Source organism: Myroides sp. A21 (assembly GCF_000807225.1).
GTDB classification, from domain to species: domain Bacteria; phylum Bacteroidota; class Bacteroidia; order Flavobacteriales; family Flavobacteriaceae; genus Flavobacterium; species Flavobacterium odoratimimum.
Genome location: NZ_CP010327.1, coordinates 339,169 through 357,500 on the forward strand (window position 1 = coordinate 339,169; position 18,332 = coordinate 357,500).

At 35.9% G+C, this 18,332-nt stretch carries 12 protein-coding genes and 2 rRNA genes (1 of these 14 running past the window's edge); 2 read left to right on the forward strand and 12 right to left on the reverse strand.

Features of this window, described 5'->3' with window-relative positions; genetic code table 11:
- Positions 1–3,168 carry a SusC/RagA family TonB-linked outer membrane protein gene (locus MYRA21_RS01590; protein ID WP_006258787.1) on the reverse strand — a complete coding sequence of 1,056 codons (3,168 nt, stop codon included), beginning with the start codon at positions 3,166–3,168 and terminating at the stop codon, positions 1–3.
- A gap of 249 nt (positions 3,169–3,417) precedes the next feature.
- Here MYRA21_RS01590 and MYRA21_RS01595 point away from each other — a divergent pair, with 249 nt between their 5' ends.
- Positions 3,418–4,203: an ABC transporter ATP-binding protein gene (locus MYRA21_RS01595; RefSeq protein WP_006258788.1), complete on the forward strand. Its 786-nt coding sequence runs from the start codon at positions 3,418–3,420 to the stop codon at positions 4,201–4,203.
- Here the strand turns inward: MYRA21_RS01595 and MYRA21_RS01600 are convergent.
- From MYRA21_RS01600 to MYRA21_RS01610, 3 genes are all read right to left on the reverse strand, one after another.
- Positions 4,187–5,191, reverse strand: coding sequence for a cation diffusion facilitator family transporter (locus MYRA21_RS01600; RefSeq protein ID WP_006258789.1), 1,005 nt, complete (start codon positions 5,189–5,191; stop codon positions 4,187–4,189). The genes MYRA21_RS01595 and MYRA21_RS01600 overlap by 17 nt on opposite strands.
- An 11-nt stretch (positions 5,192–5,202) precedes the next feature.
- Positions 5,203–5,772, reverse strand: a complete 570-nt coding sequence (locus MYRA21_RS01605) for a pseudouridine synthase (protein WP_006258790.1) — start codon at positions 5,770–5,772, stop codon at positions 5,203–5,205.
- A 104-nt stretch (positions 5,773–5,876) separates the two neighbouring features.
- On the reverse strand, positions 5,877–6,704 hold the full coding sequence (locus tag MYRA21_RS01610; protein WP_006258791.1) for an alpha/beta hydrolase: 828 nt from the start codon (positions 6,702–6,704) through the stop codon (positions 5,877–5,879).
- An 838-nt stretch (positions 6,705–7,542) separates the two neighbouring features.
- Between MYRA21_RS01610 and pepT the strand changes: the two genes are divergently transcribed.
- A complete protein-coding gene (gene pepT, locus MYRA21_RS01615; RefSeq protein WP_039328397.1) occupies positions 7,543–8,787 on the forward strand; it encodes a peptidase T in 1,245 nt (414 codons plus the stop codon).
- A 77-nt stretch (positions 8,788–8,864) separates the two neighbouring features.
- Here the strand turns inward: pepT and MYRA21_RS01620 are convergent, their stop codons facing one another.
- The 8 genes from MYRA21_RS01620 to MYRA21_RS01655 all read right to left on the reverse strand — a co-directional run.
- Positions 8,865–9,953, reverse strand: coding sequence for a toxic anion resistance protein (locus tag MYRA21_RS01620; RefSeq protein ID WP_006258793.1), 1,089 nt, complete (start codon positions 9,951–9,953; stop codon positions 8,865–8,867).
- Between the two features lie 9 nt (positions 9,954–9,962).
- A complete protein-coding gene (locus MYRA21_RS01625) occupies positions 9,963–10,721 on the reverse strand; it encodes a hypothetical protein (protein ID WP_006258794.1) in 759 nt (252 codons plus the stop codon).
- Positions 10,721–11,512 carry a hypothetical protein gene (locus tag MYRA21_RS01630; protein WP_006258795.1) on the reverse strand — a complete coding sequence of 264 codons (792 nt, stop codon included), beginning with the start codon at positions 11,510–11,512 and terminating at the stop codon, positions 10,721–10,723. Before MYRA21_RS01630 ends, MYRA21_RS01625 begins: the two co-directional genes overlap by 1 nt.
- Before the next feature lie 180 nt (positions 11,513–11,692).
- Positions 11,693–13,447 carry a 30S ribosomal protein S1 gene (gene rpsA / locus MYRA21_RS01635; protein WP_006258796.1) on the reverse strand — a complete coding sequence of 585 codons (1,755 nt, stop codon included), beginning with the start codon at positions 13,445–13,447 and terminating at the stop codon, positions 11,693–11,695.
- Positions 13,448–13,714: 267 nt separating this feature from the next.
- Positions 13,715–14,737: an EamA family transporter gene (locus MYRA21_RS01640; RefSeq protein ID WP_006258797.1), complete on the reverse strand. Its 1,023-nt coding sequence runs from the start codon at positions 14,735–14,737 to the stop codon at positions 13,715–13,717.
- A gap of 2 nt (positions 14,738–14,739) precedes the next feature.
- Entirely contained in the window at positions 14,740–15,216 is a 477-nt protein-coding gene (locus MYRA21_RS01645) for an Lrp/AsnC family transcriptional regulator (protein ID WP_006261921.1), read from the reverse strand.
- A 259-nt stretch (positions 15,217–15,475) separates the two neighbouring features.
- A 5S ribosomal RNA gene (gene rrf, locus MYRA21_RS01650) occupies positions 15,476–15,585 on the reverse strand.
- A 109-nt stretch (positions 15,586–15,694) separates the two neighbouring features.
- A 23S ribosomal RNA gene (locus tag MYRA21_RS01655) occupies positions 15,695–18,332 on the reverse strand (it continues 246 nt past the right edge of the window).

The window sequence follows — 18,332 nt, forward strand, 5'->3', positions numbered from 1 at the left end:
TTAAAATTTAATATTCACTCCTAAACCTACCCATCTCGTTGACGGATCTTGAATATCATTAGAAGTAGTGATTTCGTAATCTGGATCAGAATAAAGTCCTTTTGATTTTTTCCATATCAATAAGTTATATCCTGTTAAGGAAGCAGATAGCTGAGTAATTTTCTTAGATTTAATCATCTCTGTAAAGTCATAAGAGATAGCCAATGTTCTTAGCTTAAAATACGTTCGATCAAATACGTTCGCAAATAGTTTATTCTCTTTCTCTGTTACTCGAGCACGATAAGGATAATTCTGTGCCCAACTTTGCCAACTTACTGCTCCTGTATGCTTTTGGAACTGACGTGTATCAGATACTACATTGCCATTTACATCTGTAATTAATTCTCCAGATACGATATTTACCCCTTCCGGTACATAAATAGGTTTACCTGTAGCATACTCCTGATCTCTATATTGGGTTGATTTAGGATGTTTTCCTCCCCACCACATTTTTTCTACCACTTGAGAGCGAGTAACTCCTCCCCATATTCCATCTATACCAATATTTACATTCCACTTTTTATACTTAAAGTTATTATTCCACCCTAAAGTCCATTTAGGATCGAAGTTTCCTAGTTTAGTAGCTTGCTTATTCCCTGTTGGCATTCCTGTTTTAGCATCTAAGATTACTTGTCCATCGGGCGCCTTCATCCATTCTATATCGTAATAAGAATCCGCTCTATCGTTCAATTTTAAATTTCCGTATTTAGCAGCGCCTCCATGTATCTTCGTAATTTTTCGTTCTCTTGTACTCCAGTTTACAGTAGAGTTCCATTGAAAATCATCTTTTTTAATCACGGCTCCTGATAGACTAAGTTCCCATCCTTTAGTAGTATATTCATTTCCGTTAAGCAACATATTATCAAAGCCAGAAGCTTCTGATACTGGGAATTTAATTAAGAAGTTAGAATCCAATACTCTATAATAAGTCAAATCAAAGTTTAATCGTTTATTAAAGAAGGCTGATGACAGTCCTAGTTCAAAAGATTTAGATTTCTCTGGTAGAAGACTTAAATCTAATATAGAATTAGGATACTCTACCATAGGATTACCATTAAATGAAGGTGTAACTGGAGAATAAGCTGACTGCAACTGGTAAGGGTCTAAGTCACTTGACACCTGAGCCCATGAAGTATATAGTTTTAAATAATCTACTTGTTTTGGCATTTCTATCAGATTAGATAACAATACACTCAAAGAAGTAGAAGGGTAAAAATATGACCTATTTTCTTTTATTAAACTTGATGACCAGTCATTTCTAGCGGCAAATGTAAAGAAGAACGAGTTAAAGAAATCTAACTCTACAGTACCATATACACTATTTACAGCTTTTTTTTCTAAACGATTCTCTGCTGTCACAGGACCTGTAGAATTCCCTAGATTATATACCCCTGGTACTGTTAATCCATCTGCTGCAGAATAACTTCTGTTGTACTGACTATATCTAGACGCTGCCCCAGCATTGACGTCTATACTCATATAGTCGGTTAGATCCTTCGTATACATCGCTAAGAAATCATATTCTAGTTTTAAATCTTTAATATTATTGATACTAAAACCACCTTCTCTACTAGCGCTGTAATTAAAGTAAGATTTAGGACTCTGTAACTCTTCTTTATTGCTTGAAGATACTACAGAAGCTCTTCCTTGAAACTTCAGGTCATCCGTAGCATCATATCTTAGTGCCATCTGTCCTGTCACAATATCTTTATTCCAAATTCTCTTAAAATTTTCAACCCCAAACCAAGGGTTATTATACCACGCATAATTCCAGTTCGCTTGGCGATATCCTTCCATACCAGGTACCCACAGATTATTCTTTAAGTCTCTACCATTTACATCTGACCCCAGCCATATTAGGACAGTATACATATGTCCACTCGGATTGTAATCATAATTAGGAATATTAGGAGAATAGATATTTGCATAAGTAAGTTTAGCATCTAACGCTAGTTTCTCTGTTAATTGAGTTGTTGATTTAAAAGAAAGGTTACCTCTATATAAACTCGTATTCGGTACGCGATCTTTATTATAGTTAAACTCCCCTCCTAGTCGATAAGATGTTTTCTCACCTCTATTAGCAACAGAAAAGCTTGTTCTTGAGTTCACTCCTGTCTCTAGAAATTCTTTTAAGTTATCGTGATATTCCCATGCTATAGGCACACGCTCATATCTAGACTTATCATTGTACATTGTCCCTTCAACGTTTCCATACCAGTTAATTACTTGTCCTGTTTGCTTATCACGAATAGGGCTATTCCACTGAGCTATTTTTAACCCTGGTGTAAACTTAGGCCCCCAGTTCATATCTCCATCACTAATACCACCATCTTTTCCATCCCAGAATTCATATTTACCATCTGATCCATTACCATAGTCTTTTTGTGTTTTTGGATAGACTGTAAATCCTGCACTTATCATCGTGTTCTGTGTAAGCGTCACTTCTAGTCCTTCTTTTTTAGCTCCTTTAGTTGTGATAAGGATAGCACCATTACGCCCACGAGACCCGTATAGAGCAGAAGCACTTGTTCCTTTCAGTACATTAATATCTGCTATATCTTCTGGTGCTATATCATAAAAATCTGTATCTACAGGGATATTATCTACGATGACTAAAGGAGTTTTTCCCCTAAGAGAGAACTTAGGTCCTTGTAATAATCCTGGTGCATTAGACACTTGAAGCCCTGACACCTGTCCTGATAATAAACTTCCCATATTAGGAGTAGCTACTTCTTGTGTTCTAGCTACATCTACTTTTTGTGTAGAATACCCTACTTTCTTTTCGGCTTTACTAATACCTAAAGCAGTAATAATAACCTCGTCTAAAGAAGAGCTCTCTGGATCTAAAGCCACCTTCATACTCTGCTGTACTCCTACAGGCACCTCTTTATTATTATATCCTATGAATGAAAATACCAATATATCAGTGTCCATTACTTCTATTTTAAATGCTCCATCTAGATCAGTACTAGTACCTTCTGCTGTATTTTTTATAGACACTGATGCTCCTGGTAAAGAAACACCTGATTCATCTACTACACTTCCTTGAAGTGTACGCTTCTCTTGAGCATAAATAAGGGTTACACAAAAGAATTGGAGAATAACTCCTATAAGTAATTTTTGTTTCATTTGATCGTGTTGTTATTATGTACTCAAATCTAGACTAGGCATTTTATCTAAATATTAACACAACACTAACTAATCACTATATTCTCATTTTCAAAATGATAGATTTTAAATAATCACTTAACTATATAGAAACAATATCATAAAAAACATTACTCTATCTTAACCTCACGAAGATGCTTAAACATATTACTTTCATAATACAGTTCATTTAACTACATTTAATTTTTCTTATTCTAGTATATATAACACATGAACACACCTATTTTAAAAACACAAGAACTGAGTATAGGGTACCCACTAAAGAAAGGACATTATAAAATAGTTCAACAACACCTAAACATTGAATTAAAGCCAGGTACACTGACTTCTCTTTTAGGAATTAATGGAATAGGAAAATCCACTTTATTAAGAACATTATCTGCTAACCAACAGATCATAAGTGGAAAAATACAATTATTAGGAGAAGAGCTACACACTTACAGCAACTCAAAATTAGCGACCATCATCAGTATAGTACTAACAGAGAAAATACCAGTCTCTGAACTAACAGTAAGAGAATTAATACAGATAGGAAGAACTCCTTATCTAAATCATTATAGTACCTTAACCGACAAGGACTATACACTAATAAATAGAGCTATAGAACTAACAGATATACAAGAGCTAGTCGATAGGAATATGAGCCAACTCAGTGATGGGCAGTTACAACGTGTGCTCATCGCTAGAGCCATCGCTCAGGATACACCTATCATTATCTTAGACGAACCTACTAATCACTTAGACTTGCATCATAAAGTAGCCCTGTTTAAACTACTGCGAAAATTAGCCCATGAAGAACAAAAAGCAATTCTATTCTCTTGTCATGATATGGATTTGGCCATCGCTTTTAGCGATGATATCATTGTACTCAAAAAAGATTCGAATACACAGGGAGAAACTGACACACTAATAGAACAAGGGGTCTTCGACAACTTCTTCGAAGATGATAATCTTAGCTTTGATAGAACACAAAAGCGTTTTATCCTTGCGGAGTAGTTGAGCTATTATGTCTCTTATTCTTAGAGATATTCTCTATCGTCCATTCTATCTGATGTTCAAATTCGGCCTGACGATAAGCACAATTCTCCACTTTACAGATCACACATGAGAAGGGCTTACAGTCATCCATGTGAACGAATAACTCCATATCTGCTCCGAACTTCTCGATTATCTCCTGTTCTAATTGTTCTACCTCTTTATGTCCTTCGACGATATTAAAATACCATGGTATGGTCATATGACAGTCAAAGTGTAATACTGCTCCATACTTAATAATACGTAGATTATGAAGATCTATCCAATTGGCTCTGCGGTGTTCTTGTAGATATTCTACAACTTCTTTTAACAAAAGTTCATCCGTTTCGTCCATTATACCAGATATCGCACCACGTACAATCTTGTATCCCGTGACAATAATGATCCCTGCAAATAATAATGCAACACCACTATCTAACCATCCATATCCCGTAAAATAAAGTAAAATCAAACCGATAATAATACCTATAGTAGAATAGGTATCTGACTGAAGATGTCTACCACTCGCTACTAAAGCAAGCGACTTATTCGTTTTTCCCTTTTTAATAGCGTACCAGCCTAGAATATAGTTTACTACTGCTGTTATCGCTACTAGGATAATTCCGTAATCTAGTTGTCCTACAGGTTGTGGGTGTAACAAATTACGCACTGCTTCGAAGATAATCACTAGCCCTGCTAGAATAATCATTCCCCCTTCTACAGTGGCTGAGATAAACTCTACTTTTCCATGCCCATAAGGGTGATTTCTATCTCGAGGTAATGCTGATAAATATAAACTATATAGTCCTACAAAGCCACTAATCACATTAATAACACTTTCTAAGGCATCTGTCAATATAGCTACTGAATGCGTTAAAGACCAAGCAAGTATTTTAATAACAAATAATAATACTCCTACTATGGCTACTATCTTCTGAAATTGATAATTCTCTTTTGCTTTAGTATTCATACTGGCTTAGATTATAATTGATCTACTTCTTTTACTTCTCCTACTTGCATCCCCTCTAATGATATCTCTCCGATGCGCACACGCACTAATCTTAGTGTTGCATGTCCTACATGAGCTGTCATTTTTCTTACTTGCCTAAACTTACCTTCTGTTAGGACTATACGTACCCAACTCGTAGGGCCATGTCTCTCATCTCTAATGCGTCTACCTACTCCTACCCACTCCGGTAATTGTTCTAATCGTTCTGCTACACAAGGCTTAGTCAAGTATTTCTCTCCTTTTACCCCGATAAGCACTCCATTTCTCATTTGTTCTACAGCCTCTTCTGAGATAACACCATCTACCTGCGCATAATACTCCTTTTCATAATGTGCTCCTCTTACGCGCTCACTAGTCATCCCATCTGTAGTCAAAAACAGCAATCCCTCAGAATTTTCGTCTAATCTACCGATAGCCATAGTCCCTTCTGGAAAATCATATAACTCTCCTAGCTTATGCTTCGTTCTCTTCTTCTCGTATATGAATTGGCTGATATAACCATGTGGTTTATATAACAAAAAATGTCTATGTGTAGATTCCATTATTAATGTCTCTATGGGGATTTATTCTGCGGACAAAGTTAGTTATTAAATAGAGTATGATTATTAGGATTTGATTATAATTTAATGCTAATATGCTATCTCTCTTACTTACTTTCTACTACAGCATTCATATTAGTCATAAAGGTATCTATAGCCTTAATATATCGCTCTCCATGTGTGGTATCAGACAACGCCTGAAATCCCTGAAGATGAGCCCCTTTATACAAAACCACTTCACTCTTAGCATTCAGAAACTTAGCTCGATAACTATCATTAGGAGACGTCAGTCCATCCCTATCTCCTGCAAAATATAAGACTGGTAAGGTCAGCTTACTCAACGCTAACTCATACTGTGCTGCACTGCTAGGCAATGTGTACTCTTTCTCTAAAAACTGTTTTAGCTTACTAATGATATCCCGCGGACTAGATACAAACCCTTCTGCTATCAAGAAATCAAACTTCAAATCTGTATATAATAATGTACTAGCTATCGTGCCCATCGAAAGGGCCCAAACACCTACTGGCTGCTCAAATCTCTTCTGACTATACTCTACTACTGCTTTTAAATCTGTGACGAATTCGTCATAATACAGCTGTGTCTCTATCATATCGAATGCCTGACTCTCTCCATATCCTCTATAATCAAACATCACGACAGTATACCCATGCTTCGCTACTTCTAAGACTTGTCTTACATAATAAGACATATTACCTGCATCGCCATAGGCTAATACCAAGACTTTCTTTAAGTCCTTATCCTTAGGCGGAAAACAAATCCAAGATTTCAATTTATAATCATCCTTCGTTACAATCTCTAAGGCTTCAAAATTCACTGTCGAATTAGCAGGATGATCTACATACTCCTTCAACGGCTCTACTGCCCAAGACATATAACTGATTAATACTAAAAATATAGATAGAATAATTCTCATCTCAACTCTTATTTTGTTTCTTCACTCAAATATACAATTTTACAATAGTCTGACGCCATTAAACTTACTTTCTAACAATAAGTTCCTAACTTCCTTTTCCTTCTTCTAAATTTCAATAGTACAGATAGTCTAAAAAAGAAGCATTTATTTTTTTGTTATCTAAGATAAAAGAGAGTATAAAAAGCTTCTATTTCAGAAAATTTACTCCGTTTTTTTTCTAATTGACTCCTTTTAGTCCTTTTATAAGTCCATTATTGAAAAAAACACCTTCTTTTTTTATTTATCTAAAAAACATAACACACTAATAAACAACAAATTAACATCATTTAATAAATTTAAAACAAATTTAAACCTAGTTATAAACCCAACAAATACGGGCTATACAGCCAGATCCTTCGACAATACATGGACAATAAGTCGAGTTTAATGGAGCTAGAAGCACTTTTGTCCAACAAATCTCCTTTTATATTCCTCGTATTCTCCCCTCACTTGGTACTATATTGCATTATATAAAATACCTCTCCCTCCTTGATAGATTTACAACATTCACAGATATATACATAAAACACTACTATTATATCTAAGTATCAATAGTATAAATCATCTCCAATAAAAAACATCAATTCATATAGAATACAGATCAACTAGCAAATAAAAAGAGCTGTTTATGAATTTCAATGAACAAATTCAAAAAGGAGGAGGTTAATACAATGTCCGTAAATCCTTTAAAGACAAACTCTTTTACTTCCTCTAGTTTATCTTTTTAATAATACCCTAGTGATAATCCTTCTAATCAACTTTTAATTATTATTTTTGTTACACTAAAATATTATACATTATGCAACATATCATTGACCGTTTCATCAGTTATGTAACTGTTGATACTGAATCTGATTCATCTTCAAATACTTGTCCAAGTACTGAGAAACAATGGGATTTAGCTAACAAATTAGTTGAAGAGTTAAAACAAATAGGTCTAGAAGACGTAACTATCGATGAGAACGCTTACATCATGGCTATATTACCTAGTAATGTAGATCACGAAGTGCCTACTATCGGGTTTATCGCACACTTCGATACTTCTCCTGACTTTAGTGGTGCTAATGTTAAACCTCAAATCGTAGAAAACTATGATGGTGGTGATATCGTATTAAACGAAGAGTTAAACGTTGTCTTATCTCCATCTTACTTTAAAGACCTTCTTCAATATAAAGGACAAACGATCATCACTACTGATGGTACGACTTTATTAGGAGCTGATGATAAAGCAGGGATCACAGAGATCGTATCTGCTATGGAATATCTAATCCAACATCCAGAAATCAAACATGGTAAAATCCGTATCGGATTTACACCTGATGAAGAGATCGGAAGAGGAGCACACTTATTTGACGTTAAAAAATTCGGTGCTGAGTGGGCGTATACTATGGATGGTAGCCAAATCGGTGAATTAGAATACGAAAACTTCAATGCTGGGTATGCTAAACTTACTTTTAATGGTAAAAGTGTTCACCCAGGATATGCTAAAGGTAAGATGGTTAACTCTATCTTATTAGCAAACAAATTTATGTCTAAATTACCTAAAGATGAAGTTCCTCAAAAAACAACAGGTTATGAAGGATTCTTCCACGTACATACTGTAACAGGTAGTATAGAAGAGTCTGTGGTAGAACTAATCATCCGTGACCACAACCTTAAGAAATACGAGAAACGCAAAAAGCTTGTTGCTAAATTAGCAGATAAGTTTAATAAAAAGCATGCTAAGAAATTTGGTGGACCTATCGTTAACTGCGAAATCGGTGACCAATACTTCAATATGCGTGAGAAGGTAGAACCTGTGATGCATATCGTAGATATCGCTGAGGAAGCTATGAAGCAATTAGATATCAAACCATTAATCAAAGCTATTCGTGGTGGTACTGATGGTTCTCAACTTTCTTATATGGGATTACCATGTCCTAATATCTTCGCTGGAGGACATAACTTCCACGGAAAATATGAGTATGTACCTGTAGAAAGCATCGTTAAAGCAACACAAGTAATCGTTAAGATCGCTGAGCTTACTGCTGCAAAAGCAAAGTAATTCTTATTTGACTATATACAAAAAGGAGATTCTGATGAATCTCCTTTTTGTATTTCTACCTTTTATAATATTACATACTACTTTACAGTATCACTATTGCCTAGCAAATGTTTCTTTAGTTCATTCTCTTGTTCTCTTAACTCCACTTCTACAGCACGTCTCTTTTCTTTTCCTTCTTCTTGGATACGCACTATGTCATCAATAGTGTTAATAATATCAGAGTTAACCTTGCGAATAGTCTCTATATCTACGATACCTCTCTCTGTCTCCTGTGCGATCTGAACTGTAGAGTCTCTAAGCAACTCACTATTGCGACTCAATAATTCGTTAGTCGCATCTGTCACGGCACGTTGTGCTCCTAGTGCCTGCTGTGAACGAGCTATACCAAGTGTCAAGACCATCTGATTTTTCCATAATGGAATAGTGTTTACAATACTTGATTGTAACTTCTCCATTAGCATCAAGCTATTGTTCTGTACCATCCTGATCTGTGGAGAAGACTGAAGAACAACCATTCTAGTCAACTTTAAATCATGTACCTTTCGGTCAAATCGAATTACTTGTTGTTCTAAATCTTTATACTCTTGTATCTTCGCTGGATCATTATCCTTCTCCGCTTCAGCTTTTAATTGTGGTAATTCTACTGTATTTAATTCTTTTAGTTTCTCTTCTCCAGCTGCTATATATAAAGACAACTCATTAAAGTAATTCTTATTCTCTTCAAACAGCTTATCGAACATCGCTACATCTTTCATCATAATCTTATAATGACGTTCTAGCTGAAGTTCTATAGCATTGATATTGGTTTCTACTTTACTATACTGGGTCTGAAGACGTGCTATCTTTTTCTTAAATGAATCAAACATTGGGAATAAGCTTTTCTTATTCGCAATACCTTCAAAAGACTTTACTTCTTCTTTTAAATTGACTAATACACTAGAAGTTTCTCCTAAATCCTTCGTCTGTACTTGTTTTAATATTTCTGTAGCAAAAGTACTTGCTTTTAACTGACTATTAGCTCCATACTGTATCACCTGAGTTGTATTACTTAAGTCAATACCTTTCTTATATGATTCGATTTGTTTTAGTTCTTGTGGCGTGAACTCTACATTCACTGAAGGTGCTAACACGTTCTCATCACGCATTTGTTGAATATCTTTTTCCATAACTTCTTTTTATAATAAACCTCTATTTTTTAGATCTTGTATATAGACTTCAGAATCTAAATCTATGGTTAAATGGTTAAATCTCGTTTTATTACTTAATTCATTTTCGAATGCACTAATAACACTAAGAAGGGTTGTTCTTATTTTACTTTCAGCTAATCGAATAATATCATTATCTAATTTTGATAATTCTATCTGATGATACTGTTGTAACATATTTTCTATAGAGTAAGCGTGTCGTTCAATAAACAATTCGCTGATATGCTTATTATCTTTAGTAATAGATTTAGTCAACTGAATCATGCTAGCAATACTTCCTCTTACTTCTTGTTGTTTTATCTCTTGTTGCCAAGTTACTAAATGATCTATAAAATCACTAACAGACAATACTTCTGATATTTTCTTTCTGCGCATAAAGTCTAAATAGTCATAATCAGTATTCCATCTTATTTTAATAATAGACTTAAGGTGCACTCTCCTCAAGAATTCTTTTAAATACATAGCGATAACCAATGCACCACTCAAAAGAATAGCAAACAACAAAATGTCTAATCTACCAGAGTCCTTATAAAAGAGATACAGAAAATAACCTCCTACATATAAACCACTCCATAAGATACTAGCAATAACTAAATTCTTAATCTTACCTACCACTCCCATATAAAGCATAGCCAATGGAGGTAGTACAAAAGGAAAGAGAATAGCTAAATAACTAAGCCACCCTACTTTTAACTCCCAATTTTTAGATTGATGTGTAAACCATCCCATTATAACAATCCTTTTCCTTTTAATACTGATAAATAAACTGAAGCTTCTCCATCTACTGTTAGAACTTGAGTCTCTATTATCTTAGATAGCTCGTTCTCTAATGCAATTCGTGCATACTTAACTAAGTTTTCTAACTTAGATATAGATTGCTTTACTTCGTTATTTATATGATAGCTATTATTCAACTCTATATACTGAATTAAAGCATTCTCTATAGTAGACACATGACGTTCTAACAGCAAATCAGTACTAGCTGATTCTTTTAGTACTATAACGTCTATTAAGCGAAGAATCTCATCGATCTCATTAACTATACTAGGATTAGATATCTGTCTTCTAAATGTCCTTAAATTAGCCATAAAAGACTCTTTTAATGACTCTGAAGACTGTACATCTTCCAGCTGTTCCATGATTACATAATAATTGTATTCTTTGTTCTTTTCTAACTTAATATAGTTTTTTAAATCTAACCTCTGTAGATACTCAGGTAAGTACAGTGCCAAATACACAACATAAATATAAAAGCTTATATAATTCAACGTTAACAATGAAACAGGGCTTTCTCCTGCTAAATAAACAAATAAAGCAATCAATAAAACTAATAAGTAAACAAGTGAAATCAAGAAAGAGGTCTTAATCCAACGCGTAACCTTTACTTGATAGCCAAATATCATCACCACTAAAGGGGTAAGAACTCCTAAACTTAAAAAGCTAATAATACCTACAGTACCTAATAGTACAAGCCCTTCCCTTATTTCCCAAGTCTTATTTCGGTTAGTAAACCACCCCATTTATATTTGTTTAATAGATATTTTAAAGATATTAAAATTTTCTATAATACTCAATAAATTACACTTAAGCAGTTACTAGATTATAAAGTAAATTCATAAAAGAAATGACATACTTGAGTTTACTGCATAAAAAAAGCCCCAACATAAATGTTAGGGCTTTTGAAATTTATAGGTTAGGAATTATTTTCCTTTCTCCATTCTTTCTTTTAATTCAGCTAAAGCGTCGATATCACCTAAAGTTGTTTTTTCTGCAGAATTATTTGCAGTTTCAACAGCTTTTACATTTTTCTCTTCTTCTTCACGGAAGATAGAAGTGTGAGAAGCAACTACTCTTTTGAATTCTTTGTTGAACTCAATAATTTTGAATTCAGCAGTTTCACCTTTTTTCAACTTTTTACCGTCTTCTTTTTCTAAGTGACGAGTTGGGATGAAAGCTACAACATCATCTTCGAATACTACAGTAGCACCTTTGTCAACTAATTCAGAGATTTCTCCTGAATGTACAGTTCCAACAGCGTAAGCATCTTCGTATTTATCCCAAGGATTAGCAGTAGTTTGTTTGTGTCCTAAAGATAATTTACGTCCTTCAACGTCTAACTCTAATACAACTACGTCTAATTTATCTCCTACGTTTACAAACTCAGATGGGTGTTTGATTTTCTTAGTCCAAGATAAGTCAGAGATGTAAATTAATCCATCAATTCCTTCTTCTAATTCTACAAATACACCGAAGTTAGTAAAGTTACGAACGATACCATTATGTTTAGAACCTACAGGGTACTTAGAAGTGATATCAGTCCAAGGGTCTTGAGTTAATTGTTTAATACCTAAAGACATTTTTCTCTCTTCTCTATCAAGAGTTAAGATAACTGCCTCTACTTCGTCTCCTACTTTAACGAAATCTTGAGCTGATCTTAAGTGAGTAGACCAAGACATTTCAGAAACGTGGATTAAACCTTCAACACCTTCAGCAACTTCGATGAAAGCACCGTAATCAGCTAAAACAACTACTTTACCTTTAACTTTGTCACCAACGTTTAAGTTAGCATCTAAAGCATCCCATGGGTGAGCGTATAATTGTTTTAAACCTAATTGAATTCTTGTTTTCTCATCATCAAAGTCTAAGATAACAACGTTTAATTTTTGGTCTAACTCTAATACTTCACTTGGGTGGTTAATTCTTGACCAAGATAAGTCAGTGATGTGGATTAATCCATCTACACCTCCTAAGTCAATGAATACTCCGTAAGAAGTGATGTTTTTAACAACACCTTCTAACACTTGACCTTTTTGTAATTGACCGATAATTTCTTTCTTTTGAACTTCGATATCAGCCTCGATAAGTGCTTTGTGAGATACAACAACGTTTTTGAATTCGTGGTTAATTTTAACTACTTTGAATTCCATTGTTTTGTTCACGTATTGATCGTAATCACGGATTGGTTTAACGTCAATTTGAGAACCTGGTAAGAATGCTTCGATTCCGAATACGTCAACGATCATACCACCTTTAGTTCTACATTTAACGAATCCATTAACAATCTCTCCAGACTCGTGAGCAGCGATAACTCTATCCCAAGCTTTGATTGTACGAGCTTTTCTGTGAGATAATACTAATTGTCCGTATTTATCTTCTCTTACGTCGATTAATACTTCAACTTTGTCTCCAACTTTTAAGTTTGGATTGTAACGGAACTCGTTTAAAGAAATAACACCTTCAGATTTAGCGTTGATATCAACGATAGCGTCTCTGTCAGTAATTCTAACTACAACTCCTTCTACTACTTCTTCGTCATCAGTAGAAATAAATGTTTTTTCTACTAGGCTTTCGAATTCTTTTAATTGAGTCTCTTCAACTGCATCGATACCATTTTCGTAGTTTTCCCAGTTAAAATCCTTTAAGAACTCTTCTTGTGTTTTAATATTTTCAGACATCTCTGATAAAAAATTTGTATTCTAGATTTTATAAGTTTCTATATATCAGAATAAAATACTAGAAGTTGTTTAACATTTAAAATAAACACCCTTAGCGAAACTTCTCTGAACTAAAAGCGGTGCAAAAGTATAACTTTATATTATATATACAACTATATAATAACATAATTTTATTATTAATAGCTTGCTAATCAATCTCATTATAGAACAAAAAAGGTCTATGCTATAAGCGATAGACCTTAATTATATATTAAAAGAATTAAATATCTAATTAGTCATGTTTAACTTCTCGTTATCACTAGTTGAAGCTTTAGCTTTTTTATTAAATATCTTAATAAACTTACTATTCTTATATAAGTCCCAGTTCATTAAACCTACACTTAATAATACAACTACTAATCCTCCAATTTGTAAACTAGTGATAATATCATCTGTAAAGAAATAGCTCAATGCCACAGCTACAACAGGATTAACATAAGCATAAGTACTAACCTCTACTACTGGTCTATTCTGAATTAGCCAAATATAAGAGCCAAAAGCTAAAATAGAACCAAAAGTTATTAGATATCCTAATGAAAACCATCCTGACACAGACACTTCTATAGGATCAAATGCAGCAAACTCTCCATTTAATAATGCTACTAAACAAAATAGCACACCTGCAGTAATCATCTGCCAAGACGTTTTAACCATAACATGAAGATCTTCTCCTTCATCAGTATTCTTATCTTTAGAATATTTCGAATACAATGATCCAGCTGTCCAAGCTATAGATCCTAAAATCAGCAATACCATACAGAAAATATTCAACAGACGTTGTGATTCATCACTAGCAATATTAATCTGTTCAGCAAATAACATAATCACACCAACAAAACCAAGAATCAAACCTAATACAGTTGGTATACTTGAAAAGTTATTCTTCCATTGAGGCTTATCCAATATGACAAACCATAAAGCTGCTGCTGCTGCCATAATAGCGGCAATACCACTAGATACATGTTGTTCTGCCCAAATCAAAGCCCCCATATCAATAAATAGTAATAAGAACCCAGTAATACATGCTTGCTTAACTACTTTCTTATTAAACAATTTATACCCTTTCATTTTACAGTAAGTCAATAAAAGAATACTTGCACTAAAGAAACGTAACGTTCCTAAAACAAAAGGTGTAAAATCACTTAATGCTTTGTGAATAAAAAAGAATGTTGATCCCCAAACAAAATATACAACGATATAAGCTGCAACAACAGTGCTTTTACTTGTGCTATTTGTACTAACTGCTCCCATAACTAATACTCTAACCTTTCTGGTATAATTAATTTATTTTCTTCTTTAACTGTTTGTAAAACTATAATTGTTCTAGTTGAAATAATTCCTTGAATTCTTGATAGTGAATTTCTCATTAAATGCACTAAAGCTAATGAATCTGTTGTTCGTACTTTAATCATATAACCATCATCACCTGCTATATCATGAACTTCTAAAACTTCTGGAATCTCTGCCAAGAGTCTCCCTGTTTCTTCATCTCCAATAATTTCATCAACTTTAATAAAAATAAAAGAAAGCATTTTTTGATCTAAAGCTTTAGGATTAACCTTTGCATGATAAGCTAATAGAACATCCTTATTCTCTAACTTCTTCACTCTTTCCAATACTGCAGAAGGAGCCATACCAAGTTCCTTTGCTATATCTGAATTATTAATTCTAGCATTATCCTGCATCATTCGCAGAATCTTTAAATCAATCTCATCTAACTTATACTCCATCATATCGTATTTAACGAGTGCAAAGATACATACAAAAAGAATTATATACAAACATTTTAAATAAATTTAGAATATAATTCGGTCAATTATTTTAATAACAGAATTATATACAAATAAAAAACAAAGAAATAGAATTGTGGGGAAGTAAAAAAAGATAATATACAAAAATAGAACAACATATTGTCTGCAGAAACAAAATACGACTAACCCAAATAAACAAAAAATCCCCAACCTCATACGAGATTGGGGATTCTATAAAGAAAGGCGGCGACATACTCTCCCACTGGTTAGCAGTACCATCTGCGCTAGCGGGCTTAACTTCTCTGTTCGAAATGGGAAGAGGTGAGCCCCGCTGCAATAACCACCTTAAATCGGTTGTTACACGATTGAGCGTAACTAATATTTTTAACTATATTGATATTTTAAACTTAACTATACCTTAGAAAGTTGCCCTCCCCTTGTATTAACAAGGGGAGATTCACATAAGCTTACGGGTTATTAGTACTACTCGACTTTGACATTACTGTCTTTACATCTATAGCCTATCAACGTTGTAATCTCCAACGACCCTTTAAAGAAATCTCATCTTGTGGTGGGTTTCGCACTTATATGCTTTCAGCGCTTATCCCTTCCCAACGTAGCTACTCTGCGATGCCCCTGGCGAGACAACAGATGCACTAGAGGTTGGTCCAATTCGGTCCTCTCGTACTAGAATCAGATCCACTCAAATTTCTAACGCCCACAGTAGATAGAGACCGAACTGTCTCACGACGTTCTGAACCCAGCTCGCGTGCCACTTTAATGGGCGAACAGCCCAACCCTTGGGACCTTCTCCAGCCCCAGGATGTGACGAGCCGACATCGAGGTGCCAAACCCCCCCGTCGATATGAGCTCTTGGGGGAGATCAGCCTGTTATCCCCGGCGTACCTTTTATCCTTTGAGCGATGGCCCTTCCATGCGGAACCACCGGATCACTATGCTCTACTTTCGTACCTGTTCGACTTGTTAGTCTTTCAGTCAAGCTCCCTTATACCATTGCACTCTACGCACGGTTACCAAGCGTGCTGAGGGAACCTTTAGAAGCCTCCGTTACTCTTTTGGAGGCGACCACCCCAGTCAAACTACCCACCAAGCAATGTCCTCCCCAATAAGGGAGTTAGATCTCAAATAAGCAAAGGGTGGTATTTCAACAATGACTCCACAACGCCTAGCGACGCCATTTCACAGTCTCCCACCTATCCTACACATCACTTATCCAAGAACAATACTAAGCTATAGTAAAGGTGCACAGGGTCTTTTCGTCCCACTGCGGGTAATCGGCATCTTCACCGATACTACAATTTCACCGAGCTCATGGCTGAGACAGTGTCCAGATCGTTACACCATTCGTGCAGGTCGGAACTTACCCGACAAGGAATTTCGCTACCTTAGGACCGTTATAGTTACGGCCGCCGTTTACTGGGGCTTCAATTCAATGCTTCTCCGAAGATAACATCTCCTCTTAACCTTCCAGCACCGGGCAGGTGTCAGGCCCTATACGTCATCTTACGATTTTGCAGAGCCCTGTGTTTTTGATAAACAGTCGCCTGGACCTTTTCACTGCGGCCAGCTTGCGCTGGCGACCTTTCTCCCGAAGTTACAGGTCTATTTTGCCTAGTTCCTTAGCCATGAATCTCTCGAGCGCCTTAGGATACTCTCCTCGACTACCTGTGTCGGTTTACGGTACGGGTACTAATAATCTAAGTTTAGAAGCTTTTCTTGACAGCCCTTAGGCACACTATCTCGTTGTCCGAAGACTCAAAGTACTATCGCATTTCTCCAAGTCTGACGCATTTTACTATCAAACCTATAGGTACGTGCTTCAACGAACTATTCCGTCAGTTCGCGGTGCTTTCATCACTGTGTCACTCCATCACAATTATCAGTAGTACGGGAATATTAACCCGTTGGCCATCGACGTCCCCCTTCGGGTGTGCCTTAGGTCCCGACTAACCCTCAGCTGATTAGCATAGCTGAGGAAACCTTAGTCTTACGGCGGGGGTGTTTCTCGCACCCCTTATCGTTACTTATGCCTACATTTTCTTTTCTAAAAGCTCCAGCAATTCTCACAAATCACCTTCTGCGCCGTTAGAATGCTCCCCTACCACTCACGCAACTAAATGCGCAAATCCATAGCTTCGGTAGTATACTTATGCCCGATTATTATCCATGCTCGATCGCTCGACTAGTGAGCTGTTACGCACTCTTTAAATGAATGGCTGCTTCCAAGCCAACATCCTAGCTGTCTGGGCAATCAAACCGCGTTTTTTCAACTTAGCATACATTTGGGGACCTTAGCTGATGGTCTGGGTTCTTTCCCTCTCGGACATGGACCTTAGCACCCATGCCCTCACTGATGATTATCATTACTTAGCATTCGGAGTTTGTCAGGAATTGGTAGGCGGTGAAGCCCCCGCATCCAATCAGTAGCTCTACCTCTAAGTAACTATCGATCATCGCTGCACCTAAATGCATTTCGGGGAGTACGAGCTATTTCCGAGTTTGATTGGCCTTTCACCCCTACCCACAGGTCATCCGAAAACTTTTCAGCGTTAAACGGTTCGGTCCTCCATTTAGTGTTACCTAAACTTCAACCTGCCCATGGGTAGATCACACGGTTTCGCGTCTACCACTACTGACTTAAGCGCCCTATTAAGACTCGCTTTCGCTACGGATCCATGACTTAATCACTTATCCTTGCCAGCAACGGTAACTCGTAGGCTCATTATGCAAAAGGCACGCCGTCACTTCACGTAGAAGCTCCGACCGCTTGTAGGCGTATGGTTTCAGGATCTATTTCACTCCGTTATTCACGGTTCTTTTCACCTTTCCCTCACGGTACTGGTTCACTATCGGTCTCTCAGGAGTATTTAGCCTTAGCGGATGGTCCCGCCAGTTTCAATCAAGGTTTCACGTGCCCCGACCTACTCAGGATACCACTATTCTTATCTTCTCTTACCAATACGGGACTATCACCCTCTTCGGTTTACCTTTCCAGGTAATTCTTATTAAATCCGCAAGAAATGTCGTGGTCCTACAACCCCAAAATTGCCGTAACAACTTTGGTTTGGGCTATT